This is a genomic window from Bradyrhizobium sp. MI1.10 (genome assembly GCF_055811035.1).
On sequence record NZ_JBVVPN010000052.1, the window covers coordinates 23,486 to 50,179 of the forward strand.

A 26,694-nucleotide genomic window follows, 5' to 3' on the forward strand; every position below is an offset into this window, starting at 1 on the left:
AAAGTGCACACAACGCGCACGGCGCATCGGTGTGGCGCCGGCCTGAGGAACGAATGCCTCCATCTCGGCTTCTCCCGTCCTGAGCATGCTCGAGCGATCGTAAAATCGAGCCTCGCGAAGCGTGCTGTTACTTCCAGCCACGCAAAGGCGGCCAGGTTTGAGTCACAGATTGGGAATGGCCGGGCAAGCGCGACACCACGGCCCTCGATGCCTCGATCACGGGGTCTGCTTCAATCTCTGGGCGCCGACGGCGCAATCGGTCGAATTGCTCGAAGCCGGCCGGCCGCCACTCCGGATGACGCGCGACCATGATGGCTGGTACCAGTTGTTGAGTCCCACCGCGCATGTCGGCACGCGCTATCAGTTCAGGATCAACGAAGACCTGGTTGTTCCCGATCCCGCCTCGTTCTTCCAGCCAGACGACGTCGGGGCGCCGAGCGAGGTGATCGACACCGCGACGTTCCGGGACTCGGTGCTCTATCCCGGCCGCCCCTGGGCGGAGGCCGTGATCTACGAGTTGCATGTCGGCACCTTCAGTGAGGAAGGCACCTATGCCGGCGTCGAGAAAAAGTTGCCCTATCTGCACGATCTCGGCATCACCGCAATCGAGCTGATGCCGCTCAATGACGTCCCCGGCCGGCACAATTGGGGCTATGACGGCGTGCTGCTGAATGCGCCAAATGCGCGCTACGGCAGGCCGGAAGACCTCAAGCGGTTGTTACGCGCGGCGCATGCCCTCGACATCATGGTCTACCTCGATGTGGTCTATAACCATTTCGGGCCGCAGCTGAACTATCTGCACCTCTATGCGGAAAGCTTCTTCACCACGCGCCATAGCACCGGCTGGGGCCCTGCCGTCAACCTCGAGGGACACGACGGCGCGTTCGTGCGCGAGTTCCTGATCGAGAACGCGTTGATGTGGCTGCGCGACTACGGGTTCGACGGCTTGCGGCTCGATGCGGTTCACGCGCTCAAGGACGATTCCGACCGCCATTTCCTGATCGAGCTTGCCGAGACGGTTCGCAGTCAGCTGCCGGGCCGACGCGTGCATCTGATGCTGGAGAACGAGGCCAATCAGGCCCGCCTGCTCGACCGTGCTCAAGGGCGAACCCGGCTCTATGACGCGCAATGGGGCGATGATTTTCACAACGCGCTCCACGTCCTGTTGACGGGCGAGGACGAAGGCTACTATCGCGCCTTCGCAGACAGGCCGCTCGAACATCTCGCGCGAGCGCTCACCGAGGGCTTTGCCTACCAGGGCGAAGTCTTTCCGCTGCATGACGAACCGCGCGGCGAGCCGAGCGCGCATCTGCCGCCCGAGGCCACCATCTTCTTCGCCCAGAACCACGACCAGATCGGCAATCGCGCGCTCGGGGAGCGGCTTTCCGCGCTGGTCGGTCCGGAGAAACTGGATCAGGCCATGGCGCTGGTTCTCTTGAATCCGCACATTCCGATGTTGTTCATGGGTGAGGAAGCCGCGGCCGAGACACCGTTCCTGTTTTTCGCAGACTGGTCCGGCGAAGCTGCCGAGCTGACGCGGGAAGGGCGGCGTAAGGAGTTCGCGCACTTCAAGGCGTTCTCGACGCCCGACATACGCGCCAGGATTCCGGATCCGTGCGATGAAAAAACCTTCGCGGCATCGAAGCTCGACTGGACCGGCATCGACCGCTCTCCCGCCAGCGCCAGGTTTCGCAGCCTAACATCCCGATTGCTGAAGATACGGCGCGAGAAGATCGTTCCGCTGATCAAACGGGGTTTCCTTTCGGCTCATTGCAAGTTGCTGGGGGAGAACCAGCGTAAGGGCGGCCTGGATGCCCGTTGGCGGACGGCGAACGGAGACATCTTGCAGATCGTCGCCAATTTCGCGGACGGCGAACTGCCCATGCCGGCGCTGGTTGCGGGCGAGAGCCTATGGCGATTGGGCGCCGCCGACGCGCCAGCCCTGTTGCGGAGCGACATCATCGTAAGGCTTGGCCACGAGGCGTGATGGAACAGCGAGGAACGCTTCCGAAAGCTTTCCGTTAGCGGAGTAAATCTCTGGAGCCGCTTCATGACCGAATATCCAAAGCCGCCTTTCCCGCCGCAGCAGCAATCGATGCCCGGTTCGACGCGCGCGATGAACCCGCGACCGGATCATGGCGAGGAAAGTTACAGGGGCGCCGGGCGCCTGACCGGAAAGAAGGCAATTATCACCGGAGGCGACAGTGGCATCGGCCGCGCGGTCGCGATCGCCTATGCCAGGGAAGGTGCCGACATCGTCATCGCCTATTTGAACGAGGACGAGGATGCCGCCGAGGTCAAGACGCTGGTGGAGCGCGCAGGACGCAAGGTCGTCCTGATCCCCGGCGACATCCGCAATCCCGATCATTGCCGCGCGATCATCCAGCGCACCGTCGAGGCGTTCGGCGCAATAGACATCCTCGTCAACAACGCGGCGCATCAGGACACGTTCAAGGAGATCGCTGACATCAGCGACGAGGAATGGCAGCGGACGTTCGAGACCAATATCCACGCCATGTTCTATCTCACCAAGGCTGCGGTCCCCCACATGCGCCCGGGAGCGGCGATCATCAACACCGCGTCGGTGAACTCCGACATGCCGAATCCGACTTTGCTGGCCTATGCCACGACCAAGGGCGCCATTCAGAATTTTACCGGTGGGCTCGCCCAGATGCTGGCGAGCAAAGGCATTCGGGTCAATGCGGTCGCCCCGGGTCCGATCTGGACGCCGCTGATTCCGTCGACGATGGCGGAGGACACTGTGAAGAACTTCGGCAAGCAGGTGCCGATGCAACGGGCCGGCCAGCCGGCCGAACTCGCGACAGCCTATGTCATGCTCGCCGATCCGCTCTCGAGCTACACATCGGGAGCGACCCTGGCGGTCACCGGCGGCAAGCCGTTCATCTGACCGAACGTGCGACGAGAACGTGGCAGCCCTGCGAGCAGGGCCGCCACGCCCAGCATGTCTTCACCAGTACGCCTCGACCGGCGACGAGGTCCTTGTTTGTCGCCCTATCGATCATCTTCGGCAGCGCCTTGAGGATCTGCTGTTCCGCGTAATAGATATCCTGCAGCCCGTGCAGCAGCAGGTCTTCCATCGATTTGATGTCCTTGGTGAAGAATCCCGTAAACGACGTCTCCTTGTCAATGATGGAACTGGAACGCCGCACAGCTGCAGCTGTTCCATTCCCGTGACCAGATCAGGAGAGCCGAATGAGCGATGGAGCGGATCATCTTGCGAGCCTGCTCGGACGAGCGGCGATGGACGTCTGGGGTGACATGCCCCGCGACATCCAGGAAGCGCTGTTCGAGACCGCCATGAAGGGACGGCCAGCGGAGCGGGAAGAGCTCGCGCGACTGCTGCACGAGCGGCATCCCCGTACGCTTCATCCGGCGCGGCCTGGCTGAGCCGTTGCAGGAACGATCGGGCAAGAAGCCGATTTGTAAAATGGGCGAGGCGCGGCGAATGGGATTGGACGAAGCCCGTGAGCCGTAGCTCCGCCCAGGATCAAATCGGTGAGTCGATCGGCGTGACTGAAATGATGATCGGAAAATGGTACGACCCGATCTCCCAGAGATGGATCGTGCCGCGTGAAACGCACCCGGTGGCGGGCCACTCGCAGTCCGACCCGGAGAAGGGGCTCGAAGCCCGCAAGCCGGCCGAGGCGCAGCGGATCTGGGACCTGTTGGTCGATTGCTGCGCGCGCGGGTGATGTCCGAGCCGCACCATCATTGGCTTCTGCTGTCGGCAATTCACAGAGTGATGACATAGACCGCGAAGGCAATGATGAGCGCCAGGCTTACGACGGCGGTGCTGATCAATATCTTGCCCATGGCGCGTCCGTGCTGTCTCGCCGCGTCAATGTAACAGCCGTCATTTTCGTTCCGGACCGGCAGCTGAAGGCAGCTCCGACTGTTCACATGTGCACAAAGGGCGTCGGTACCAAATGGCTTGAACTATATCATTTGATGCAGACATGGCTGCGCTCGCTCTTATCATCGGCCATGCGGAAAGGCACCGCATGGTGCCATGACATGGAGACCCGATCGTGCACAGGCGCGTCGCGTTCAGCAAACCACCACGCTTCAAGAGCGGCTTGCAGAGTTCACCAGGACCATCCGCGAAAAGGCCGAGGCGTTGCCCGATGGCAAGGAGCGGGATGAGCTGATGAAGCGGCTGAGAAGCGCAGACACTGCGTCAAACCTCGACCGTCAATTCGCCGGCAGGGATTGAGCTCGCAAGGATTGAACTGGCAATTGAGCTGGAAAGCGTCAGCTGCGGTACCAACTCGCCAGATTCCAGGTCGTGACGTCCCAGCCTGACATGTCGACCATGAGATTGTTGACCCCTGCGTTGACGATGTTGCGGGATAGAAGCGGCAGGAACACGTTGGCCTCGCAAAAAGTTTCGTCGACCTTGATCAGCAGCGCGGCCCGCTTGACCGGATCGAGCTCGTTCTGGGCGGCCTTGTAGGCCTTGTCGGCCTCGGGATCGGACCAGCGCGAGACGTTGCGGCCGAGCCATTTGTTGTCCTTGTTGGAAATCTCCCAGGAGACGCACTGGTTCAGGAAGCGCTCCGGGTCGGGCTGCGGCTGCGTCGTGTTGTACATCTCCATGTCGGCATAGAACTTCGAGTAGGTGTCGGGGTTGCCGACGTCGGACGAGAAGAACACCGATGCCGTGACCGCCTTGATCTCGATCTCGATGCCGGCCTTCTGGCAGGCCTGCTTGATGATGGCCTGCGTCTTCTGACGCGGCGCATTGGTCGAAGTCTGGAAGACGAATTTGAGCTTCTTGCCGTCCTTCTCGCGGATGCCGTCCGCGCCCTTTGCCCAGCCGGCGTCATCCAGGACCTTGTTGGCCTTGTCGACGTCGAACTCGTATTTCAGCTTGGCCGACTTGAACTGTTTGGGTGCGTTGACGAAGCTCGCGGTGGCGACGCCGCCGCGCCCGTAAATGAACTTCTGGATCGACTCGCGGTCGATCAGCAAGTTCATCGCGCGGCGAACGGCGGGATCGGACAGCGTCGGGTGCTTGGTCTTGGGGCTGGAGCGCTCGCCGTCCACCTCGGTCCACGGATCGGTCGTGTTGAGGATGATGAACTCGACATTGCCTGACGGCGTGACGTCGAGCTTGCCCTTGCCGCTGGCCTCCATGCGTTTGAGGACCTCCTCCTCCACTTGCATGTTCCAGGCGTAGTCATATTCGCCGGTCTGCAGCACGGCGCGCGCCGCGGATACCGCATCGCCGCCGCCCTTGATTTCGAGCGTGTCGAAATGCGGCTGGTTCTTGACGTGATAGTCGGGATTGCGTTCGGCCCGGATCAGGTCGCCCGGCTTGAACTCGACGAATTTGTAGGGACCAGTGCCGACCGGCTTCAGATTGCCGGGCGCTTCGCGCGACTTCGCGCCGACATAATCGCCGAAATGATGCTTCGGCAGGATCGGACCGACCGAGCCGACGAAGGGATCGGCCCAGAACGGCGTCGGCGCCTTCAACAGCACCTTGATGGTGTGGTCGTCGATCTTCTCGACCGTGATGTCCTTGTAGGAACCCGTGGTGTACGCCGCGGTCGCGAGATCCGAGGCGTATTGCCAGGTGAAGACGACATCGTCGGCAGTGAAGGGCTTGCCGTCATGCCACCTCACGCCCTGTTTCAGTTTCCAGGTCACGCTCAGGCCGTCCGGCGAAAGGCCGCCGTTCTGCTTGGATGGAGCCTCGGCCGCGAGGCAGGGGACGAGGTTGCCCTCCTTGTCCCAGCCGGCGAGCGGCTCGAAGAAGACGCGCGAGGCGATCTGGTCCTTGGTGCCGAGCGCGAAATGCGGATTGAGCAGCGTCGGGGCCTGCCAGAGCAGGATCTTGAGCGGGCCGCCGCCGCCGGCCTTGGTCGGCTTGTAAGGCAGCGTGGCGTCCGCCATCGCCATGTCATTCCAGACCAGGATCTGGCTCGCGACCGGCGCTGCGATCCCGATCGCAGCCATCGTCTGCATGAACGAACGTCGCGATAGCTTGCCTTGCTTCACCTCAGCGATGGACTTGCGGATTTCGTTCTCGTTCATCGGATGATCCCCACTTCACAGACAAGTCGTCACCGGCCAAGGCCCATCATGTTTCATCACGGGCGAGGCGGCAATGCCGACAGGGTGAGAAAACCCTGCGGCGAAATGACGAACGTAGGGGACGGCAGCTATGGCTGCCAAGGGGCGCTAGCTGGATCGCCGCGCGAGAGACCCAAGGCGGCGATCCAATGCGAGCTAGGGGAACCGCCCATTCGCAAGCGCCAGCGCAGCTCCAACCGCGTTCTCGAGAATTTCCTCCGACAATTGCCTGTCGCTCACCGCGCGCGACAATTGCAGCGCGCCGACCATGGTTGCGTAGACCGAAATCGCGCGTCGTCGACGCTCCGCAACCGGACCTTCCGGCATCTGCGCCGCCATCAGCGCGATGATCTCCGACGTCTTCTCGGTGAAGGCATCACGCGTCGCCTTGGGATGTCGGGCGATTTCGGCGACAAGGGCTGCGGTCGGGCAACCGGCGCCCGCGCGGTCGCGATGGCGCGGGGAGAGGTAGTCGCGGATCGTTTCCTCGAGCGCGACGCCGTTTGCAAGATTGTCCTTGTGCCTCTGCTCGCGCCGCTCCAGGGCGTCGATCAGCACCGCGCGTACCAGATCCTCCTTGGAAGCGAAATGCGTGTAGAAGGCGCCGTTGGTCAGGCCCGCTTCCGCCATGATGCCGGCGAGGCCGACCGCGGCGATGCCGCTCTCGCGGAACTGCGAAGAGGCGACGTCGATGATGTGCCGCCGCGTCGTGTCCCTGTGTCCCTTGTCGTAGCGCGCCAATCCCGCCTCCTGCGCGACCCCGCCACAAAATCGTGAGGCCGGGCCCATTGCATTATGATCATAATAATACATTATGAACATAATGCAATGGGCGGCCGATCGGCGGCGGCCCTTCGGGACCCCAGGGATCGAACCCATGTCAGTCGAGGATGCCGCCGCGCCGGCCTTGTCCGCCCCGCAGATCGTGGCTCGCGCCACCGCTCCGCTCCGCCAAGTGGCGGCATCAACACCAGGCGCGGCCGAGCAGCGGCGCGCAGCGCTGCTGAGGGCGCCGATCCTGCCGACGCTGCTCCGGCTCGCGCTGCCGACCGTGACCGTCCTGGTGGCGCAAACCGCGGTCAACATCGCGGAAGCCTATTATGTCGGCTTCCTCGGCACCGATGCGCTGGCCGGTGCGGCGCTCGTGTTCCCGATCTTCATGCTGATGACCATGATGTCGAATGGCGGCTTCGGCAGCGGCGTTGCCTCCTCGGTCGCGCGCGCGGTCGGTGCCGGCCGCCGCGACGATGCCGAAGCCGCGTTGTTTCATGCCGTGGTGCTCGCGATGATTGCCGGCGGCGTGTTCACGCTCGGCGTCATCGTCGGCGGTCCGCATCTCTACCGCGCCCTTGGCGGCGCCGACGGTGCCCTCGCTGCGGCCACCACCTATTCCAACTATCTGTTCGCCGGCGCCATCCCGGTCTGGATCGTCAATCTCCAGGCGGCGGCGCTACGCGGCGCGGGCAATGTCAAGGTGCCCGCGCTGGTGACGCTGGTCGGCGCGATCGTGACGATTCCGGTGTCGCCGGCGCTGATCTTCGGTCTGGGACCGATCCCGCGGTTCGGCGTCGGCGGCGCGGGCATCGCCTTCGGCCTCTATTACGGCGCGGCGATGCTGTTTCTGCTGCGCTACATGGCCTCAGGTGCGACCGGCCTCAAGCTGCACATCGTGCCGCTCCGCGCAAAAATTTTCGGTGACATGCTGAAGGTCGGCATTCCCACCGCCTTCAATGCGGTGCTGACCAATCTCACCGTCATTCTCGTCACCGGCGCGGTCGGCCTGTTCGGCACCTCCGCGCTCGCCGGCTACGGCATCGCCTCGCGGCTCGACTACATCATGATCCCGCTGCTGTTCGGCATCAGCACCGCGACGCTAACGATGGTCGGCGTCAACATGGGCGCGGGACAGACGGCGCGGGCACGTCGCATTGGCTGGATCAGCGGCGTTGTCGGCATGGTTTTGACCGGCACGATCGGCCTTTTGGTGGCGATCTTCCCGACGGCCTGGCTCAATCTCTTCAGTCACGATGCCGAGGTGGTGGGCGAAGGCATGACCTACTTGCGCATCGTCGCGCCGGCCTACGTCGCACTCGGCTTCGGCTTCGTGACGTCGTTCGCCGTGCAAGGCACCGGCCGCGCCATCGGCCCGCTCGCGTCTTCGGTCGCGCGCATCCTGATCGCGGCCGGTGGCGGCTGGATCGCGGTGGCAAGCTTCGGCGCCGGCATGGCGGGGCTCGCCACCATGGTGACGGCATCGCTCGCCGCCTATGCCGTGATCTGCGTCCTGATCATGCTGTCGCCGTCGACCTGGCGGTCCGAGTAGGCGCAGATCATCTGATGCTGGCAACACCGACAACCAGCACCGAAATCCCGGCTGGATTGCCTGCTGCTATCTCGCCGCCATTTCGCTCCCCGGCTGTTGTTGCGCCGTGATGCCCGTCACGATTGCGCAGAGCATTCCTAATCTCTGTGAATTCGTTTCCCGATTGGTATCGAATTGAGAAGGTGTCTGCCGCTGCCGGCATCCAATATGGATTTCCATTTCATTGATTTCGCCACATAGAGAAGCGAATACGGTTCCAGTCGTTGCCGCTGAGTCATGGAGACCAAGATCATGGAGACCAAGATGTCGTTTCGCCTCCCCCTGATCCTTTCTGCCGTCCTCGTCGTATGGTCGGCGGGCGCCTCGGCCGAGACCATCAAGATCGGCGTGACGCCGGGGCCGCACGCCCAGATTTTCGAGGCCGTGAAGCCGATCGCCGCCAAGCAGGGTCTCGACATCCAGCTCATCGAATTCTCCGACTACGTCGTGCCGAATGCCGCGCTCGATGCCGGCGAGATCCAGGCCAATTCGTTCCAGAACCAGCCTTACCTGGACAACCAGAAGGCGGACCGTGGCTACAAGATCGAAGCCGTCGGCTTGACCGTGAATTTCCCGATCGGTGTCTATTCCAAGAAGCACAAGGCATTCGCCGACATCCCCGAGGGCGGCAAGGTTTCGATCCCGAACGATCCGACTAATGGCGGCCGCGTGCTGCTGCTGCTGCGCGACAAGGGCGTGATCAAGCTGAAGGACGGCACGGGCTTCAAGCCGACGGTGCTTGATATCGCCGAGAATCCAAAGAAGCTGAAGTTCATCGAGGTCGACGCGGCGCAGGCGCCGCGCGCGCTCGACGACGTCGACGCCGCCGCGATCAACACCAATTATGCAACCCAGGCGGGCCTCGATCCCGTCAAGGATCCGATCCTGCGCGAGGACCCGAAGGGTCCCTACGTCAATCTCATCGCCGTTCGCACGGCCGACAAGGACAAGCCCTGGGTCAAGGTGCTGGTAGACAGCTATCACACGGCGGAGGTGAAGGAGTTCGTCCTGACCAAGTTCAAGGGCGCGGTACTGCCGAGCTGGTAGGCAGTCTGCCCAGCCAAAGTTCAGCTCAGGGCGATCCCGGCGGGCAGCGTACGAGCCCTGCGCAATGCCCGCTTGTCTGGAGCTGCGGCAACCGACATCATCGGGGCCTATCCTCGTCCGACAGGGGTCGTATGAAACGCTTAGCAAACCTGAAACGCCTGGGGTTTTTCACACGGCTTCTCGACGAGGCCCCGCCCGCCGATCGATATCGCTTCGCGGCCGAGCAGATCGTGCGCGCCGAGAAGGCGGGCCTCGATTCCGCATGGATCGCGCAGCACCATTTCCACGAGCGCGAGGGCGGTCTGCCGTCCCCCTTCACCTTTCTCGGCTACGTCGCAGCCCAAACCTCGCGCATCCGGCTCGGCACCGGCATCGTCACCTTGCCGCTGGAGAATGCTGTGCGGGTGGCGGAGGATGCCGCGGTGCTCGATCTGCTCTGCAATGGTCGCTTCGAGCTCGGTGTCGGCACCGGCGGCAATCCCTCGGCCTTTGCCGCCTTCGGCCTCGACAGCGCCCAGCGCAACGAGATCTTTGCGCGCAATCTGGAAATCGTCCGCACGGCGCTGACGGGCAAGCCGCTCGACGGTGGCGACACGCTCTATCCGCAGCGGCCGCAATTGGACAACCGGATCTGGCAGGCGACGTTCTCCGTTGCGGGCGGCGCGCGTGCCGGTAAGGCGGGCGATGGCCTGTTGCTGTCGCGCACCCAGCCTCGAACCAAGGAGGCGCCGAAGGCAACGCTGGCCGAGATTCAAAATCCGGTCATCGATGCCTATCTCGAAGCACTGCCGCCGGGACGCGAACCCCGCATCATGGCCTCGCGCACCATCTTCGTCGCCGACGACCGCACCGAGGCGCTACGCCTTGCCGATATCGGGCTGCGGCGCGCGCTGCCGCAATTCCTCAAGGGCGGCCACGCCAAGCCGGGCGAGACGCTCGAGGAGATGATCGCAGCGTTCGACACCCATGTCGGCGCGGCCGACGACGTGATCGCTTCGCTCCGCGCCGACGCCACGCTGGAGCGGGTGACCGATCTCGTCTTCCAGGCGCATTCGGTCGATGCCCCGCATCCCCATATCTTGCGCTCGATCGAGCTGGTCGCGGAGAAGGTCGCGCCGGCGCTGGGCTGGACCCGGACGGCGGCGGATGTGGCGCTGGCGGGCTAGTTGCGACACCAGAGAATTGTACGAGGCTGAATGATGGCTACGAAGGATATCATCGACGCGCTCGCTGGGATTGAGCCGGGATCGGCCCTGGACGGCATTCGCGCCAAGCGCGTGCAGGCGCGTGACAATGCGCAGAAGAGCTATCTCTCTTTGTTCGAGCCGATCGATGCCGGTGATGTCTCGCTTGTCGAGCGGGCGGCAGTCGCGTTCTTCGTGATCGGTCTTCACCGCGAGCCGACTGTAGCTGCCTTCTATCGGGCGAAGTTAACTGCGATCGCCGACGGTGCGCGCCTGATTGAGGCAATCGAGGCTGAAATCGCGCGGGGCGAGACTTCGGGCCCTTACGGCGCCTTTCCGGCCGGGCCGCTGTCGGTCGAGAACAAGGCCGGCCTGGCCTACCGCGTCAGCGCGGAGCGCAAGACCGATCTCGGGGACCGGCTCGTTGCGGCGTTCGAGCATGCGCATCTGCTGGTGTTCCGCCCGCGCGATGCGGCCGTGGCCGACATGAAGGCGCTGCTCGCTGCCGGCTGGTCGAACACCGGAATCGTCACGTTCTCTCAGCTCGTTGCGTTCCTGTCGTTCCAGGTGCGCGTCGTCACCGGACTGCGCGTGCTCGGCGCCTCGCTTGGCAGCGCAAACGCTGCGGGCGGCGCCTAAGGAGATCGCAATCATGAGCGCTGCAAACAACGTCAATCCGCCCGTCGTCTTCACCCAGGATGAACTGGGCTGGGTGTCGTGGATCGATCCGCTGCCCGAAGCCGAGCTGACCGAGCGGCATTTCGCCGGCCTCGTCGATCGCTCCCGTTCCAAGTCCGAATATTTTCGACTGCTGGTGCGCGATCCCGAGGTGCTGGAAGCCCGCACCAAGACTGACAAGGACATCTTCTACAACGTTGCCGACGGCCTGCCGCGCGCCGAGCGCGAGCTGGCGGCGGCTGCGACCTCGCGCTACAACGGCTGCATCTACTGCGCCTCCGTGCATGCGCGTTTCGCCAGCACTTATTCCAAGCGCCGCGACGATGTGCAGCGGCTGCTCGACGAAGGCGTCGGCGCCGATCTCGGCGACGAGCGCTGGAATGCGGTCGTCAATGCCTCGGTGGCGTTGGCCGCAACGCCGATCGCGTTCGGCCCCGACAATATCGATGAGCTGCGCCGCGCCGGTCTCGACGATGCCGAGATCGTCGACGTCATCAACGGCGCGTCGTTCTTCAACTGGGCGAACCGGCTGATGCTGTCGCTCGGCGAGCCCTCGAAATAGCCAATCTCACCGGCATGGAAATTGCTGGTTGTTTCAACACCTGACAGGATGGAGCCGTCCATGAGCAACATCGATCGTCGTACCCTGGTCAAGGGCTCGCTTGCCGCCATGATGGCGGGAGCAGCCTTCTCGCGCGCCGCGCTTGCGCAATCGTCCGAACCGATTTTGCTGGGCGTCAGCGGTCCGTTGACCGGGCCGAACGCACAATATGGCACGCAGTGGAAGCAGGGCTTTGATCTCGCGCTCGACGAGATCCAGGCAGCGGGCGGCATCAACGGCCGCAAGCTCGCCTACAGCTTCGAAGACAGCCAGAGCGACCCGCGCCAGTCGGTGGCGATCGCCCAGAAGTTCGTCTCCGATCCCAGGATTGTCATGGAGCTCGGCGACTTCTCCAGCCCCGCCTCGATGGCGGCCTCGCCGATCTATCAGCGCGGCGGGCTGGTGCAGTTCGGGTTCACCAATTCGCATCCCGATTTCACCAAGGGCGGCGACTTCATGTGGAGCACCTCCGTCAGCCAGGCTGACGAGCAGCCGCTGCTGGCGGCTTATGCCGTGAAGCGTCTCGGCCTGAAGAAGCTCGCCGTGCTGCACCTCAACACCGATTGGGGCCGGACCAGCCGAGACTATTTCGTCAAGGCCGCGAAAGAACACGGCGCCGAAATCGCCGTCACCGAAGGCTACATTGCGGAGGAGCGCGACTTCCGCTCCACGCTGGTGCGGGTCCGCGACGCCAATCCGGACGGGCTGATCCTGATCTCCTATTATTCCGACGGTGCGCTGATCGCGCGGCAGGCACGCCAGGTCGGGCTGAAGCAGGTGATCTGCGCCGCGAGCTCGGTCTACTCGCCGAAATTCCTGGAGCTCGGCGGCGAGGCCGTCGAGGACGTCCATGTCGGCACGCGCTACTTCCCGGAAGACCCGCGCCCCGAGGTGCAGACGTTCATCGCGGGCTTCAAGAAGAAGTACAACGGGGTGGAGCCCGACGCGTTCAACGCTTACGCCTATGACGCGATGAACATGGCCGCCGCCGTGGTGAAGATCGGCGGCACCGACCGGCGTGCGATCCGCGACGCCTTCACGAAAGTGAAGGACGTATCGAGCGTGATCTTCGGCAAAGCGACGTTCGACGTCGAGAGCCGGCGCGTCAAGGGCGCCATGAATGCCGAGCTCGTCGTACGCAAGGGCCAGTTCGCGCTCTGGGACGGCAAGCCGACCTGAGGGGATTTTCTGCGTGTCTTCCTGGCTCGACTACACGATCAACGGGCTGATCGTCGGTAACGTCTACGCCCTCGTTGCGGTCGGGCTCGCGCTGATTTTCGGCGTCAGCCGGCTGATCAACTTTGCGCAAGGGTCGATCTACCTCGTCGGCGCCTATATCGGCTGGGTCGCGGTGGTGCAGCTGCACACGCCGCTGCCGCTCACCATCATCGTGGTCGCGGTGGCGGCAGCGCTGGTCGGCCTGATCATCGAACGGTTCGGCCTGCGTCCGCTGCAGAACTCGGTGCGCATCGCGCCGCTGCTGGCGACGATCGGCATCAGCTTCGTGCTCGATCAGCTCGTGATGCTGACCTTCTCGCCCAATCCGCTCGCGCTGCCGAGCCAGTTGCCGGATATCCGCTTCCAGATCGGCGGCGGCACGATCGGACCGCTCGATCTCCTCATCGCCGGTGTCGGCCTCACCAGCGCGTTGCTGCTGTTCGTGTTCCTGCGCTACAGCAAGCTCGGCTGGGCCGTGCGTGCCACCGCGCAGGACCGCGACGCCGCGATGCAGATGGGCGTCGACGTCAATCGCGTCAATCAGGCGGTGTTCGGCATTGCGGCTGCGCTCGGCGGCGTTTCCGGCCTGCTGGTCGGCATGTATTACAACCAGATCGACACCGCGATGAGCCTGCAGGCGACGCTCAAGGGCGTCGTTGCCGAAGTCGTCGGCGGCGCCGGCAACGTGCCGGGCGCGGTGATCGGCAGCCTGCTGCTCGGACTGGTCGAGAGCTATGGCGTCGCCGTGTTCGGCACCAGCTACCGCAATCTGTTCGCATTCCTGCTGCTGGTCGTGGTGCTCGTGCTGCGCCCGAACGGTCTGTTCGCCAGCGCACGGCAGGCGCCGCCCGAGCCGCTCACCGGCACTTTCATTGCGCCGAGCCGCCCGGTGCGTATTCCGCGCTGGGCTCTGCTGATCGCGACCGCCGTCTTCGCGATCCTGCCGCTGTTGCCGGTGTCGTTCTACGTGCTCCAGACCCTGATCAACGCCTGGCTGCTCGGCATGCTCGCGCTGAGCCTCACCCTGGTGGCAGGCACGATCGGCCAGGTTTCGCTCGGGCACGCCGCGCTGCTCGCGATCGGCGCCTACACCTCCGCGCTGCTGTCGCTCACGTTCGCCGTCCCGGTTGGCCTTGCCATCATCGGCGGCGGCCTGATGAGTGCGGCGCTGGGCACGGCGCTGATCTCGCCGTCGTTCCGGCTGCGCGGGCATTATGTGTCGATCGCGACGCTCGCGATCGGCGAGATCGTCTCGCTGGTGATCCTGAACTGGGAGAGCGTCACGCGCGGGCCGATCGGCATCTCCGGCATTCCGCCGCTGTCGCTGTTTGGCTATGAGCTGGTCAGCCCGATTTCGATCTACTGGTTCAGCTTCATCGTGATGGTCGTGCTGGCGCTGCTGCAGGGACGCCTGCTCGGCTCGCATCTCGGCCGCAGTTTTCGCGCCATCCGCGACGACGACATCGCCGCGCGCGCCTATGGGCTCAGCCTGAATCGCTACAAATCGCTCGCCTTCATCTTCGGCGGCTTTGCCGCCGGCGTCAGCGGCGGCATCGCCGCGCACCTCTATTCCTACATCAACCACGAGACCTTCAACACCCAGCAATCCATCCTGGCGCTGACTGTGGTGATCCTCGGCGGCCTCGGCAATGTCGTCGGAGCGATTCTCGGGGCGGTCGCGCTGGTCGGCCTGCCGGAAGTGTTCCGCATTGCGGCGGAGTATCGCATCCTGATCTACGGCATCGTGCTGCTGCTGCTGGTGCGGTTCAGGCCGCAGGGCCTGTTGGGGACGATGTGATGAGCACGACCATGCTGTCCCTGCGCGGTCTGACGCGGCGTTTCGGCGGCCTCACCGCCGTCGACGCCATCGATCTCGATCTCGCCAAAGGCGAACTGATCAGCATCATCGGCCCGAACGGGGCCGGCAAGACGACGCTGTTCAATCTCGTGACCGGGCTTGATCTGCCGGACGCCGGGACGGTTCGCTTCGAAGGTCAGGACATCACGGGTCTCTCGCCGGAGCGGCTTGCCGCCGAAGGTATCGCGCGCACGTTCCAGCTCGGTCGCGTGTTTGGCAATCTCAGCGTCATGGACAACGTCTTGATCGGCGCCCATACGCGGCTGCGTGCCGTCAAGCCGGCCGTGCCGCTGATCGGCCCGCTGCTGGAACTGGGTCTGGCGCTGCTGCGCCCCGCCAGCGTCAAGGCCGAGGAGGAGCGGCTGCGCGAGGAGGTGAAGGTCATTCTCGCGCGCTTCGGCGAGCGGCTGCTGCCGCGCATCGACCAGCCCGCCTACAGTCTCTCTTACGCCAACCGCCGCCGCGTCGAGATCGCCCGTGCGCTCGCCTTGAGGCCGCGCCTGCTGCTGCTCGACGAGCCGACCGCCGGCATGAATCCAACCGAAACCACGGAGATGCAGGGGCTCGTCGCCGAGCTGAAAGCCGAAGGGCTGACGATCTTGCTGATCGAGCACAAGCTCGAAATGGTGATGCGCCTCTCCGATCGCGTCATCGTCATGGACGAGGGCAAGAAAATCGCGGAAGGCCCGGGTGAACAGGTGCGCGGCGATCCCAAGGTGATCGAGGCCTATCTCGGCCACGGCCTGACGACGAAGCAGGAGAGCGCGGCATGACGAACCCGCCTTCCGATGCGCTGCTGACGCTCACCGACGTCAACACCTTCTACGGTCAGGCCCAGGTGCATTTCGACCTGTCGATATCAGTTCCGCGCGGCCACATCGTCTGCCTGCTCGGCGGCAATGCCAGCGGCAAATCGACCACGATGAAGATCATTTTGGGCCTGGTGAAGCCGCGCTCGGGCGAGGTGACTTTCGACGGTGCCTCGCTGCTCGGACTTACCACGCCGCAGATCGTCCGCCGCGGCATCGCCTCGGTGCCGGAGGCGCGACGGCTGTTCGCCGACATGAGCGTGCGCGAGAACATCCTGATGGGTGCGTTCGTGCGCAACGACCGCGAGGCGATCGCGCAGGATCTCGACAAGATGCTCACGCTGTTCCCGAAGCTCGGCCAGCGGCTGTCGCAGCGCGCCGGCTCGCTCTCGGGCGGCGAGCAGCAGATGGTCGCGATGGCGCGCGCGCTGATGAGCCGTCCCAGGATGATCGTGATGGACGAGCCGACCATGGGCCTGTCGCCGCTTTACGTGGACCGCGTGCTGGAGCTGATCCGCACCATCAACCAGGAGGGCGTCTCGGTCTTCATGGTCGAGCAGAACGCCAGCCTCGCGCTCGAGATCGCGCACGAGGCCTATGTGCTCCAGACCGGCAAGATCGTTCTCTCCGGCTCCGCCCGCGCGCTGAAGGACGATCCCCGCATCCGCGATGCCTATCTCGGCGGCTCCGAGGCCGCGTAAGGGGTCCGCTGTCGTCTCCTCCCTCCCGCAAATCCGCATATGCGATCATCGGGTGGAAGTCGAGTCTGGCCAGTATGACCACCTTATGAAAAGATCATACCGCTCGTGCGATGGGCGTGCGCAGTGGACCGAATGATTGACGTGACGAGATTATCTTTGCGGGCGGTCGAGCCCGGGATGGTGCTGCTGTTCGGCGGGTTGATCGCGGCCAACATCGGGGCGTGGGCCTGGGCCTTCGCGGCGTTTGGTGACCGGCCGACGGTGATGGCGACCGCGCTGCTCGCCTGGGTGTTCGGCCTGCGCCACGCCGTCGATGCCGACCATATCGCGGCCATCGACAATGTCGTGCGCAAGCAGATGCAGGCAGGCGGCACGCCACGTAGCGTCGGTCTGTATTTCGCGCTCGGCCATTCGACGATCGTCGTGGTCGCGACCATGCTGCTCGCGCTCGGCGTCGTGACCCTGGGTGGCGACAGCCTGCTCAAGGAGATCGGCGGCTTCATCGGCACGTCGGTCTCGGCGCTGTTCCTGCTGGTGATCGCGGCCATCAATCTCGTCATCTTCGCCGGCCTGTGGCGGACGTTTCGCACCGCACGGGAGCAGGGCATTCACGACGCCGAGGGCCTCGACGCCCTGCTCGCCAGTCGCGGTCTCCTGGCGCGGCTGCTCGGCCCGATGTTCCGCCTGGTGACGAAACCCTGGCACATGTATCCGCTCGGCTTCCTGTTCGGGCTCGGCTTCGACACCGCAACCGAAATCGGCCTGCTCAGCATCTCCGCCGGCGAAGCCGCGCGCGGTGCTTCGTTTGCCGATGTTCTCGTTTTCCCCGCGCTGTTCGCGTCGGGCATGGCGCTGGTCGATACCGCCGACTCCGCGCTGATGGTGAGCGCCTATCGCTGGGCCTTCGTCGATCCGCTGCGAAAGCTCTGGTACAACCTCACGATCACAGGAGCTTCCGTGGCGGTGGCGCTGTTGATCGGGGGAATCGAGGCGCTCGGGCTGATCGCGGACCGGCTCGGCCTGTCCGGCGGCGCGTGGGCACTGGTCGACGCGCTCAACGACTCGCTCGCCAATGTCGGCTTCGCCGTGGTCGCGCTGTTCGCGGTCGCCTGGCTCGTCTCAGTCGTGCTCTATCGGCGCATGTTTGCAGTTGAGCGGCGGCGCGCGGCCGATGCGCTGATCGGCGCCGATGTCACCGAAGCGGCCTGATCGACAATCCGCTGGCTCAAGCCGAAGCCGCGCTCGGAGCCTGCTCCGCGGGTAAATCATCAGCATTGGGATCGCCCGGCGCGGTGGCCCAGGCCAGTTCTACCAGCGTCACGATCCGGCGGCCGGCGCCGTCGAGCTGGCAGACGATCAGACCCTGCTCTTCCATGTAGCCGAGCAGGCGCTGCGCCCGGCGCAGGGAGTGCGAGCCGTAGGCGCGGGCGATGGCGGCGTCGCCGGGACACGGCCAGCCTTCTTTCGCCGCGCGCGCGATCATCATGAACACGCCCTGCATGTCGTCGGGCAGGATCGAGGCGCGGAGCGACACATCCTGCCAGGCGTCGTCCTCGGCATGCTCGGCGCCGAGCCCGGCGCGTGCGCGCGTCAGCATGCGGCGGAATTCGGTGAGGTCGGGCACCGCCGAGCCGAGGCCCTCGATGCGGCAGCGGACCACGAACTCCTGGTACAGCACGCCTACCGCGCGGAAACCGGCGTCGGGCGCGGCGAGCACGGCACGAAGGGTCCGATCCACGCGCTCGCGCCGTTCGGCGAGCTCCTCGGCGCTGACCGGAACCTCGATCATTTCGGGCCCGATCTCCGGTGCCGCAGCCTTCGCGGCGCGGAGCTGCTCGAGCAGATCGGGCGCGGGCCGGCGCTGCGGCCGGCTGGCATCGGGGGGCGGCGCGGCCAGGATCACGGCGCGCATGTTTTCGAGTGCGGCTTCGGGCATCGGCATCAGCCGCGGCGTGGAATTGCGCGGCTGGGTTTCGGTCGTGCCGATATTCAAACGCAGGGGCCGTCGCGACAGCGCGGGGCCGAGCGCCATGAATTGTCCGCGTTCGAGATCGCGAAACGATTCGGCCTGCCGCCGCTCCATGCCGAGCAGGTCGGCGGCGCGCGCCATGTCGATGTCGAGGAAGGTGCGGCCCATCAGGAAGTTGGACGCTTCCGCCGCGACGTTCTTGGCGAGCTTTGCCAGCCGCTGGGTCGCGATGATCCCGGCGAGCCCGCGCTTGCGGCCGCGGCACATCAGATTGGTCATCGCGCCGAGCGAAAGCTTTCGCGCTTCGTCCGAGACTTCGCCCGCGACCGCAGGCGCAAACAGCTGCGCCTCGTCGACGACCACCAGCATCGGATACCAATGGTCGCGGTCCACGTCGAACAGCCCGCCGAGGAAGGCCGCGGCGCGGCGCATCTGGCTTTCGGCGTCGAGCCCTTCGAGATTGAGCACGGTGGAGACGCGATGCAGCCGCGCGCGCTCGCCGGCAACCTGAAGGCCGCGTTCGGTGTGATCCTCGGCCTCGATCACGAGATGGCCGAAATGCTCCGCCAGCGAGACGAAATCGCCTTCGGGATCGATGATGGCCTGCTGCACCCAGGGTGCGCTCTGCTCCAGCAACCGCCGTAGCAGATGCGATTTGCCGGAGCCGGAATTGCCCTGCACCAGGAGGCGGGTCGCCAGCAGTTCCTCGAGGTCCATGGCGGCCACAGCGCCCGCCGTGGTCTGCCCCATCTCGATTGCAACCGTCATGTCCCGACTCAAGTCCTATCATTCGCGGACAGGGACTTAACAACCCGGTCGCGGCGCGTCGAGCACCATGGCGGAAATCATGCGTTGTTGCCCACGGCGGAGTTCAGGCGTGATTCGATTGCCGTAGAAGTGCGGGCCGATAGGGCGCTTGCGGATCGTCGTCCTCATCGGAAGGAATGGCGCAGGAGCCGAATTCCTGCCTGATCCGCTCGATCTCGGCGATACGCTCGTGCAGCCGCTGCAGATGCTCCGGGGATGTCGCCCGCCAGAATCGAAATGTGTCGGCGGTGAGCGGCATGAACGCAGTGCCGAACAGCGTTGGCTCGGGAACGACGGTGGGCCCGAGCAGCAGGAACCGGTCGGCGCCGGAGACGACGAGCGTCGCGTAGCCGCGATTTCCGATTCGCTTGATGCCGTTCAGCGACCATTCGGCGAGCTTGCTGAAATAGGGCTCCTCGCGCCAGCGATCAGGGCAATGATCATCGACGGTGACGTTGACGGCGTCCTGGCTGAAATGCACGATGATGCCCGACTTCGCGGGAAACCAGTGGTCGTCGAGATGGCCTTGCAGCCAGGCGCAGACGAATGAACGGCACATCTGGGGACGGCGCTCGTAGATGGTGCAACCCGTGCCCGTCTGCCAATGCTTGCACAGCTGGTTCACCGGCTTGTCGACGGCGGCCACTTCGAGGATGTCGCAGCAGGCATTGCACGAGCCGCATTGTCGGGCAGGCTGGGCTGTCCTGGTCGGGCCGATTCCGCGAAAACCCTGGCCGTCGCGGACCAGCAGCTTCTGCTTCTCCAGCGCGTTCAACGCACGTTCGATTCTGAGACGGGACAGTCCGGTGGCGTCGATCACGCCCTTCATCGTCGTCGCGCCTGCCTCTACTGCGCGGACGACGCTCAGCATCGCCTGGTCCATTGCTTCTTTTTCTTCGATTTTTCTTGTCTGGATCCGAACGCGGGGACTGCAAACCGTGTCTGGAAAAGCCGTAAAAGACAGCTGCCTTGCAAAGCTATGTTACTCAGGCACATCCGCCAGACAAGACGGCGAGCCTGGCGCGCGCGCATGCGGCGTTTGCGCAAATGAAGGATCTCGTCCGAAGCGTGCGACCTCGTTCGAGCGCGCGGCGGACAAGGATTGTGCGCTTTGGTTCAGTTCGAGCGGAAATGCCGCATTTTCACGCTGCGCCACGTCTAGAAATGACGAGCCACATGGGCTCTGTGTCATTCAGGCGTGATATTTGCGGTGAAAACAGGAGGGAACTGAAAGCGACACGATCGCGTGATCGATGACTCGCGATCACTCCTGTTGAGTTTGCGTCACACCAGGAACAGTGCCGCGCGCGATCATTTGCGTGAGAGCATGGTGGCAGCCCCAGGCGCGACGCTCAGCCCCGGTGTCTTGGGAGCGTAAGCGCCGACGCGTCCGATCGCGAATGGAAGCGCCCGTTACAGCGCGCCCGATCCGCCCTGCACGATCTTCTCGTTGAGCTTCAGGTCCACGGTCTCGACAGTGCGGTCGATCTCTGCATTGGGCGCGCCGAGCTGATGCGAGATCAGCTTGACCAGCAGGTCGACGCGCTCGATGAAGGGCGCGCCGCCAGCCACCGCGCGTGCGGCCGATGACGGCTTCAGCAGGCTCTCGGCAGCCTTGGCGTATTTCGCGAACGGTACCTGGTCCTGCGGATCGGCGCCGAGACGCCGAGCGATGGCGTCGACATGCTCGTAGATCGTCTGCGAGCGCGCGAGATCGCCGTGCACAGCGTCGCGGATCGACTGCGGCTCGTGCGGCGTGATGCAGCGGTAGTTGCCGGTCAGCAGCATCGACCATTTCGCCAGCGGCACGAACAGAGAATCGAATACCTTCAGCTTCACCGGCACGTCGTGGCCGTCCAGGGTCACCGCGTCGATGTCGGCTTCGAGCTCGCGCAGCACCTTGTTGTGCTTCTCGTCGGCGAACACGGATGCCTTGAAATTCGTGGGCAGACCGACGTGAAGCACGTTCGCAGCCTCTTCCGGCGGACGGAACGCCTGCGGGTCGGGCGAGCACAGGGTCACCAGCCCGGGCTCGAAGCGCTCCCACACCTGCGCATTGGTGTAGGCCTCCTCGAGATCCATGTCTGCGAGCGAGGGGATCCGCTTCAGATAGGGCAGCGGCGGCATGTTCATGATCGACAGGCACGGCAGCTTCGCCGCGGCGATCCTGACCATGAGAACGCGCACCGTGTGGTTGGTGTATTGCGGCTCCTGCATCGCAAGGCCGACCATGTCGTAACGGGACAAGTCCACATTGGCCGGCGTCACGGCGTCGAGCTTGCCGGGCAGGTCGCGCGAGAAGATGGCGCGGTGAACCGCCTCGTCGCGCAACTTGATGCGCACCTCGGTACCCTCGCGGTTGATCAACTCCGCGGTCTTGGCGCGGCAGACCAGGGTCACGTTGTGCCCCGCCATCAGCAGCTTCGTGCCCAGCAGGGAGCCGTAGGAAGCCCCGAGAATCAGGATGTTACGCGCCATGTCTCGTCCCTTTGACAATTTGTGCGATTTTTGAGCCCCGGCCGTCATCCGCGGGCGAGTTTGGCCGGCATGTAAGGCAAAGTGCGTGGGGATGGCAACTGGGATAATGGATACAAGGCACGGAAGGCTCAGCAGGCGGCCCGGCGTGTTGCTTGACGCCGAAAGCGCGACGGCGCCTCACCGGCGACGGGTTCTGGATGTCCATGAGTTGCTCAAATAACTGGCTTACCGAAGTAAGAAATGTTGCACGCCTCAATCGCCGGGCTCGCCCAGAACGCGATCATACCTCGTCACGTCTCGCGCGCCGGGTGCGGATGAGCGACATCGAGGATTTCGTCGCGCGGGTTTTCCTGCGACGTCGACCGCGGGAAAGTCCCGTGGCGAAGGGCGTCGGCATCGATCAGGCGGCAACCCGCCGCATCTTTTGTCGCTGGCGTGATTGGTGGCACGGCGGATCGGCGTCATCAGGAATTCATGATGGAAGCCGACACAGGCGATGCCTTCTCCCTCGTTAAATGAGCTCCAATTTTAGTCGTCCACCGCAACAAAAAACTGCAAACGCGGAACAGCAAAAAATGGCAGAGTGGTGCGGGGCCTAAACTGTGTATCAGCAACGGAGCTGAGACGTGACGATTGAGTTGGAGTCGGCGTGAGACTTGCTTTGCGACCGGTTCGTTCGGACTGTAGTCCGTCTGGTCCAGTGCCCCCGCCCGCGAAGGGAAAGCGGAACGATCATCGGGACGGCAGACGCAAGCGCGATCACGCACGCGTGATATCGCATCGAGCAGACATGCAGGGCGTTGCGCTGACAGCGCTGCGCCGAGTCCAAGCAACCGCCGACGCGCCGTTCGGGGACTGTCATGGAACATGATCATTGGCCTCACGGCACGTGCGACGGCGCCGGTCGAAGCCTGGCGTGCTTGCGGAAACGCGCGTCCGATTTTTTCGAAAGCTTGTCCGTCACCGAACTCGTGCGCGAGGCGCACAGGCATCGGTGGATTTCGGACTGGTTGAGGATCTCAGGCGAGTACCGGATCTTCGCCGAATCGGTGCGCGCAGCCGGTTCAGCTCAGATCGCGCGGGAAGCGTGGCTGTGCTCGCTGACGGCCCTTGAAGTCGCGAGGAACCTGTCTTGGCCCGGAGATCCCGGGAGTACCGACCTCGTAGACAAGGTCGGACTCAGCCTGAGGGGCTTCGAGGAGGACGCCGGTTCGGCGATCGAGCGCGTGGAGATCGACTGCTTTGATCAAGGCTCGCTTGCGGGCTACTTTCTGCCGGCGTTCCCCGATCGGTCTTTCGCACCCGCGGTTATCTGTGTCAGCGACGAGGACATCACCCTGGGCTCGATGATGAGCAGGCTGTTGCCGGCCTCCGGGCGACGGAACATGTCACTCCTGCTCGTTGATACCGGCAATTCATCCGGTCGCAGCCCCTTCAAGCCGGCGCATATTCTGCAATGCTGGCTGGATTACCTGGAAGCGCGTCCGGACGTCGATTCGCAGCAGATCGCGGTCTACGGCGAGGGGGCGGCCGCCAGTCACGCATCCCGTCTTGCCCTCCTGGATCGCAGGATGGCTGCCGTCGTGGGCGACGGCGGCATTGCGACGCCGGTCATGCGCCGGGCATCGCTGCGCTGGATGATCGGCGTCGAGCAGACGGTCCGTGACGGGACCTCAACGGGTTCGTTGCCGCCGTCGCGTCGGATCCCTTGCCCACTTCTGATGGTCGTCGGGAGCCGCTCAATGGTTTGGGAGGAGGATGCTCTCGAACTGCAAGCCGGCTATCGGCAGGCCGGAGCCGATTGCGCGACCGTCGTGCCGAACTGCATTCCGCACCCCCTGGGCGAGGTCGAGAATTTCATCGCGGTGGACGATTTCATTTTCGAATGGCTCGACAGCAAACTCGGAATTGCCCCCCAGCTGGGCTCTGTGACCTACCTCTGAGCCGCGCAAGAGATTGGGAAGGCGAGAAGAGATTGGGGATTGATCGAGGCGCACGTTCCGCGTCTGAGGTCAGGGGGTCAGGAGGCGTCGATGGCCAGCAACCGTGCGGCCAACCGGGCATTCTTCGCAATCGTTGCGAGCGCGGCATTCAGATCGGCCAAGGTCTTCTCGTCGAGCTCGTTGAACATGGTCGAGTTCAAGGCGAGCTTTCTCTTGGACAGCTTTTCGATCTCCGAGGTCGCCTTTGCGGTGAGCGACATCAGGACGTAGCGTGCGTCGTCTGCTGCCGGCCGTCGCGATAGGAAGCCGCCCTTTTCGAGGGCCTTGGTCTGGTTGGTCACGAAGGCCGGGTGGACCCGCAGCTTGTTTGCGATGTCGATTCCGGCGACACCTCGCCCCTGGTCCAGTTCAGTGATTGCCATCAGGATCAGCCACTGCGGCTCGGTAATGCCCAGCAGTCCGGCCCAGCTGGTGTGGATGTCCTCCAGCTGGGAATGAATTTCAACGACGTTCCAGATAAAGTCCGTAATCGCCCTGTCGAGTTTCTTCTCGATCATGTGGCTCCCTCCCCATTTGTTCTATGAGCCATCTTTAATGGGATATCTTGGAAGCGTCTCGAAAATCGCGCGCCGACGACAGGGAGATACCGCGCAGCTGAAATCACAGGACAAATTATTGCTTGCAAAGAACAATTAATTTTATTATCGACTATCGTACTCTATTTCGCTGCTCTTGACCCGCTCGATGGACAGCGATGCGAGACCTCCAAGAAGCCCTCGGGATGCCCCCTGAGGGCTTTTCTTGTTTGGTTAGATGGAATCTTCGCTACCAAAGCCGCCGCTGTTGCTCTTAAGCCACATCCCGGCCGGAACTGTCGATTCATCAAATCAATAAATTGAGGCAGTTGTTTTTATAAACTATATGTGAAGCCACGACGGAGGGGGGGCACCTCGCTGTCGTTTCAGTCCGGACCTTCGTGCGGATCTGAATTGATCGAAATTGAGAGGGTAAAGCGGCGTCCACCGAGGACCCGAGCCCCCTGAACCGACCTGGAGGTTTACTAATGAAGTTGACGAAGACACTCTTTCTCGGCTCGGCTGCCGGCCTGATGGCCGCCTCCGGGGCGTTCGCAGCCGATCTTCCCGTGAAGGCCAAGGCGGTCGAATACGTGAAGATCTGTTCGCTGTACGGCGCCGGCTTCTACTACATCCCGGGCACCGACACCTGCATCAAGCTCGGCGGCTACGTGCGCGCTGACGCGAACTTCAACACCAACTCGGACTTCAATCCGAACCAGGGCGGCACTGCCGGTGCTCGCAACCGCCTGATGAACTACTACACCTTCCGCGCTCGTGAAGACCTCAACATCGACACCCGCACAGCGACCGAATACGGCGTGGTCCGCACCTTCTTCGACGGCGTCTTCACCTGGACGAGCGGCAACTATACCCCGACCGGGTCGGCAACGGGCGCAACCCAGTACAGCGGTACGCTCGGTCTCAACGCTGCCGGCACCGGCCTCGTTGGTTCGAATGGTAGCGGCTCGGTCAACGGCACCGACGGCAACACCTCGGGTGGCGCACTCGGCGTGTACTACGCCTTCATTCAGTTCGCCGGCTTCACCATGGGTAAGGCCGTGTCGCAGTTCGACGCGCCCTGGACCAACTATCCCGGCAACATCACCGACAACCTCGTCGGCGGCAGCGGCACGGTCACTGGTGTCAACCAGTTCACCTACACCGCCGACTTCGGTCAGGGCATCACGGCGTCGTTCTCGGCTGAAGACGTCTCGGCCTACTATCAGGCCGGAAACGTCAACATGACCGGCGCGACCGCGGGCGGCATGATCGGCGGCTCGTACGGCACCAACGCGATCGGCGGCACTCGTTCGCCGAACCTTGTTGGTACGGTCCGTGTCGACCAGGCCTGGGGCCTGTTCCAGGCGTCGGTGGCTGCGCATGACAACCACGTCGGTTATTACGGCGCGACCGAGCCGACCGGCCACCCCGACGACAAATGGGGTTGGGCGGTTCAGCTCGCTCTGTCGATCAAGAACATCCCGACCGGCGCGGGTGACACGATCAACATCCAGGGCGTCTACACCGACGGTGCGACCCGCTACAACTTCCAGAATCTGTCGGGCAGCAGCTACGCGCTGTACGGCAATTCGGGCATTGCTGGCTCTTACGGCAGCATCGGCTTCGCCAGCGCTCCCGATACGGTGTTCGTGACCGGCAGTTCGCAGGAAACCGTCAAGACCTGGGGTTTCCGCGGCGCTTACACCCACAACTGGGATCCATACTGGAACTCCTCGCTGTACGGTGCCTACGCACAGGCCCAGTTCGGCACGCTGGCCAAGACCACCCTCTGCGGCGCCGGCGGTGCTGGCGGCGTGTTCGGCGGCCTGGCCGGTGTGACGGGTTGTAACCCGGACTTCGCCATCGGCCAGCTCGGTGTCGTCACCCGCTGGACCCCGGTCAAGAACCTGACGTTCTCGGCTGACGTCTCCTGGACCCACCTCGACCAGAAGTACTCCGGTACGGTTGGCCTCGTCCCGAACGTTATTACCGCTAAGCCGGCCGCGGTTTACGAACTGAAGGACCAGGACTCGATCGCCATGATCCTCCGCGCTCAGCGCAACTGGTAAGATCTGTCGAAACACATGAACGAACACCCGGCGGGAAACCGCCGGGTGTTTTTTTTGCGCAAAGCAGATGATGTAGGACGGCGAAGCCCCGGTGCCCGGATGGAGCGCAAGTGCGATCCGGGGCCGCTCGCGCGGTGTCTGGCACCTTCCCGGATTACGCTTGCGCTCCATCCGGGCTACGGGACCGCGCCTGTGTCGCTCCTCTGTCAATCGTTGGCCGCAAAAATATTCCACTTTACCGAAATTCGGTTTTGGCGTATGTGTCGCTCATCCCGGCTCATCCTTGAGGGGCG

At 63.9% G+C, this 26,694-nt stretch carries 23 protein-coding genes and 1 pseudogene; 17 read left to right on the plus strand and 7 right to left on the minus strand.

Features of this window, described 5'->3' with window-relative positions:
- Positions 1-175 precede the first annotated feature (175 nt).
- Positions 176-1,987 (plus strand): malto-oligosyltrehalose trehalohydrolase, encoded by a 1,812-nt coding sequence (gene treZ, locus AC0L3K_RS34750; protein ID WP_354127221.1) that lies wholly within the window; start codon positions 176-178, stop codon positions 1,985-1,987.
- A 63-nt stretch (positions 1,988-2,050) separates the two neighbouring features.
- Positions 2,051-2,908: an SDR family oxidoreductase gene (locus AC0L3K_RS34755; RefSeq protein ID WP_473367701.1), complete on the plus strand. Its 858-nt coding sequence runs from the start codon at positions 2,051-2,053 to the stop codon at positions 2,906-2,908.
- Between the two features lie 76 nt (positions 2,909-2,984).
- On the opposite strand, the pseudogene AC0L3K_RS34760 reads toward AC0L3K_RS34755, so the two are convergent.
- Positions 2,985-3,098: pseudogene (locus tag AC0L3K_RS34760) on the minus strand (DUF892 family protein); the annotation flags it as partial.
- A 115-nt stretch (positions 3,099-3,213) separates the two neighbouring features.
- On the opposite strand from AC0L3K_RS34760, the gene AC0L3K_RS34765 reads away from it, so the two are divergent.
- The 3 genes from AC0L3K_RS34765 to AC0L3K_RS34775 all read left to right on the plus strand — a co-directional run bounded on the left by AC0L3K_RS34765 (position 3,214) and on the right by AC0L3K_RS34775 (position 4,234).
- Positions 3,214-3,408: a hypothetical protein gene (locus AC0L3K_RS34765; RefSeq protein ID WP_027519884.1), complete on the plus strand. Its 195-nt coding sequence runs from the start codon at positions 3,214-3,216 to the stop codon at positions 3,406-3,408.
- A 77-nt stretch (positions 3,409-3,485) separates the two neighbouring features.
- Positions 3,486-3,713: a hypothetical protein gene (locus AC0L3K_RS34770; protein ID WP_354127223.1), complete on the plus strand. Its 228-nt coding sequence runs from the start codon at positions 3,486-3,488 to the stop codon at positions 3,711-3,713.
- A gap of 317 nt (positions 3,714-4,030) precedes the next feature.
- On the plus strand, positions 4,031-4,234 hold the full coding sequence (locus AC0L3K_RS34775; protein WP_473367702.1) for a hypothetical protein: 204 nt from the start codon (positions 4,031-4,033) through the stop codon (positions 4,232-4,234).
- 38 nt (positions 4,235-4,272) lie between these two features.
- On the opposite strand, the gene AC0L3K_RS34780 is transcribed toward AC0L3K_RS34775, so the two are convergent.
- Positions 4,273-6,060 (minus strand): peptide ABC transporter substrate-binding protein, encoded by a 1,788-nt coding sequence (locus tag AC0L3K_RS34780; protein WP_473367703.1) that lies wholly within the window; start codon positions 6,058-6,060, stop codon positions 4,273-4,275.
- A 195-nt stretch (positions 6,061-6,255) separates the two neighbouring features.
- The gene (locus AC0L3K_RS34785; RefSeq protein ID WP_219681529.1) at positions 6,256-6,840 is read right to left on the minus strand and encodes a TetR family transcriptional regulator; all 585 of its coding nucleotides are present in this window, start codon (positions 6,838-6,840) and stop codon (positions 6,256-6,258) included.
- Positions 6,841-6,976: 136 nt separating this feature from the next.
- Between AC0L3K_RS34785 and AC0L3K_RS34790 the strand changes: the two genes are divergently transcribed.
- From AC0L3K_RS34790 to AC0L3K_RS34835, 10 genes are all read left to right on the plus strand, one after another.
- Entirely contained in the window at positions 6,977-8,422 is a 1,446-nt protein-coding gene (locus tag AC0L3K_RS34790) for an MATE family efflux transporter (protein WP_473367704.1), read from the plus strand.
- 291 nt (positions 8,423-8,713) lie between these two features.
- On the plus strand, positions 8,714-9,508 hold the full coding sequence (locus tag AC0L3K_RS34795; RefSeq protein ID WP_473367705.1) for a MetQ/NlpA family ABC transporter substrate-binding protein: 795 nt from the start codon (positions 8,714-8,716) through the stop codon (positions 9,506-9,508).
- A 131-nt stretch (positions 9,509-9,639) separates the two neighbouring features.
- Positions 9,640-10,674: a putative FMN-dependent luciferase-like monooxygenase gene (locus AC0L3K_RS34800; RefSeq protein ID WP_473367706.1), complete on the plus strand. Its 1,035-nt coding sequence runs from the start codon at positions 9,640-9,642 to the stop codon at positions 10,672-10,674.
- A 33-nt stretch (positions 10,675-10,707) separates the two neighbouring features.
- Entirely contained in the window at positions 10,708-11,331 is a 624-nt protein-coding gene (locus AC0L3K_RS34805) for a CMD domain protein (RefSeq protein WP_007595947.1), read from the plus strand.
- A gap of 13 nt (positions 11,332-11,344) precedes the next feature.
- Positions 11,345-11,932 carry an alkylhydroperoxidase domain protein gene (locus AC0L3K_RS34810; RefSeq protein WP_354127227.1) on the plus strand — a complete coding sequence of 196 codons (588 nt, stop codon included), beginning with the start codon at positions 11,345-11,347 and terminating at the stop codon, positions 11,930-11,932.
- Positions 11,933-11,992: 60 nt separating this feature from the next.
- Positions 11,993-13,150: an ABC transporter substrate-binding protein gene (locus AC0L3K_RS34815; protein ID WP_007595945.1), complete on the plus strand. Its 1,158-nt coding sequence runs from the start codon at positions 11,993-11,995 to the stop codon at positions 13,148-13,150.
- A gap of 13 nt (positions 13,151-13,163) precedes the next feature.
- Positions 13,164-14,987 (plus strand): ABC transporter permease, encoded by a 1,824-nt coding sequence (locus AC0L3K_RS34820; RefSeq protein ID WP_473367707.1) that lies wholly within the window; start codon positions 13,164-13,166, stop codon positions 14,985-14,987.
- Positions 14,987-15,820 (plus strand): ABC transporter ATP-binding protein, encoded by an 834-nt coding sequence (locus AC0L3K_RS34825; RefSeq protein WP_219681517.1) that lies wholly within the window; start codon positions 14,987-14,989, stop codon positions 15,818-15,820. The genes AC0L3K_RS34820 and AC0L3K_RS34825 overlap by 1 nt, the downstream gene beginning before the upstream one ends.
- Positions 15,817-16,557, plus strand: coding sequence for an ABC transporter ATP-binding protein (locus AC0L3K_RS34830; RefSeq protein WP_473254730.1), 741 nt, complete (start codon positions 15,817-15,819; stop codon positions 16,555-16,557). The genes AC0L3K_RS34825 and AC0L3K_RS34830 overlap by 4 nt, the downstream gene beginning before the upstream one ends.
- A 177-nt stretch (positions 16,558-16,734) precedes the next feature.
- Positions 16,735-17,766 carry a HoxN/HupN/NixA family nickel/cobalt transporter gene (locus AC0L3K_RS34835; protein ID WP_354127290.1) on the plus strand — a complete coding sequence of 344 codons (1,032 nt, stop codon included), beginning with the start codon at positions 16,735-16,737 and terminating at the stop codon, positions 17,764-17,766.
- Between the two features lie 16 nt (positions 17,767-17,782).
- On the opposite strand, the gene AC0L3K_RS34840 is transcribed toward AC0L3K_RS34835, so the two are convergent.
- From AC0L3K_RS34840 to AC0L3K_RS34850, 3 genes are all read right to left on the minus strand, one after another.
- Positions 17,783-19,294 (minus strand): helicase HerA domain-containing protein, encoded by a 1,512-nt coding sequence (locus AC0L3K_RS34840; protein WP_473254729.1) that lies wholly within the window; start codon positions 19,292-19,294, stop codon positions 17,783-17,785.
- 103 nt (positions 19,295-19,397) lie between these two features.
- Positions 19,398-20,216, minus strand: coding sequence for a CxxCxxCC domain-containing protein (locus AC0L3K_RS34845; RefSeq protein WP_473367708.1), 819 nt, complete (start codon positions 20,214-20,216; stop codon positions 19,398-19,400).
- Between the two features lie 530 nt (positions 20,217-20,746).
- A complete protein-coding gene (locus AC0L3K_RS34850; protein ID WP_007595931.1) occupies positions 20,747-21,811 on the minus strand; it encodes a ketopantoate reductase family protein in 1,065 nt (354 codons plus the stop codon).
- 860 nt (positions 21,812-22,671) lie between these two features.
- Between AC0L3K_RS34850 and AC0L3K_RS34855 the strand changes: the two genes are divergently transcribed.
- The gene (locus tag AC0L3K_RS34855; protein ID WP_473367709.1) at positions 22,672-23,754 is read left to right on the plus strand and encodes an alpha/beta hydrolase family protein; all 1,083 of its coding nucleotides are present in this window, start codon (positions 22,672-22,674) and stop codon (positions 23,752-23,754) included.
- 77 nt (positions 23,755-23,831) lie between these two features.
- On the opposite strand, the gene AC0L3K_RS34860 is transcribed toward AC0L3K_RS34855, so the two are convergent.
- Positions 23,832-24,311: a MarR family winged helix-turn-helix transcriptional regulator gene (locus tag AC0L3K_RS34860; RefSeq protein ID WP_007595922.1), complete on the minus strand. Its 480-nt coding sequence runs from the start codon at positions 24,309-24,311 to the stop codon at positions 23,832-23,834.
- Between the two features lie 506 nt (positions 24,312-24,817).
- Here AC0L3K_RS34860 and AC0L3K_RS34865 point away from each other — a divergent pair.
- Entirely contained in the window at positions 24,818-26,401 is a 1,584-nt protein-coding gene (locus AC0L3K_RS34865; RefSeq protein WP_007595920.1) for a porin, read from the plus strand.
- The last annotated feature ends 293 nt before the right edge of the window (positions 26,402-26,694 follow it).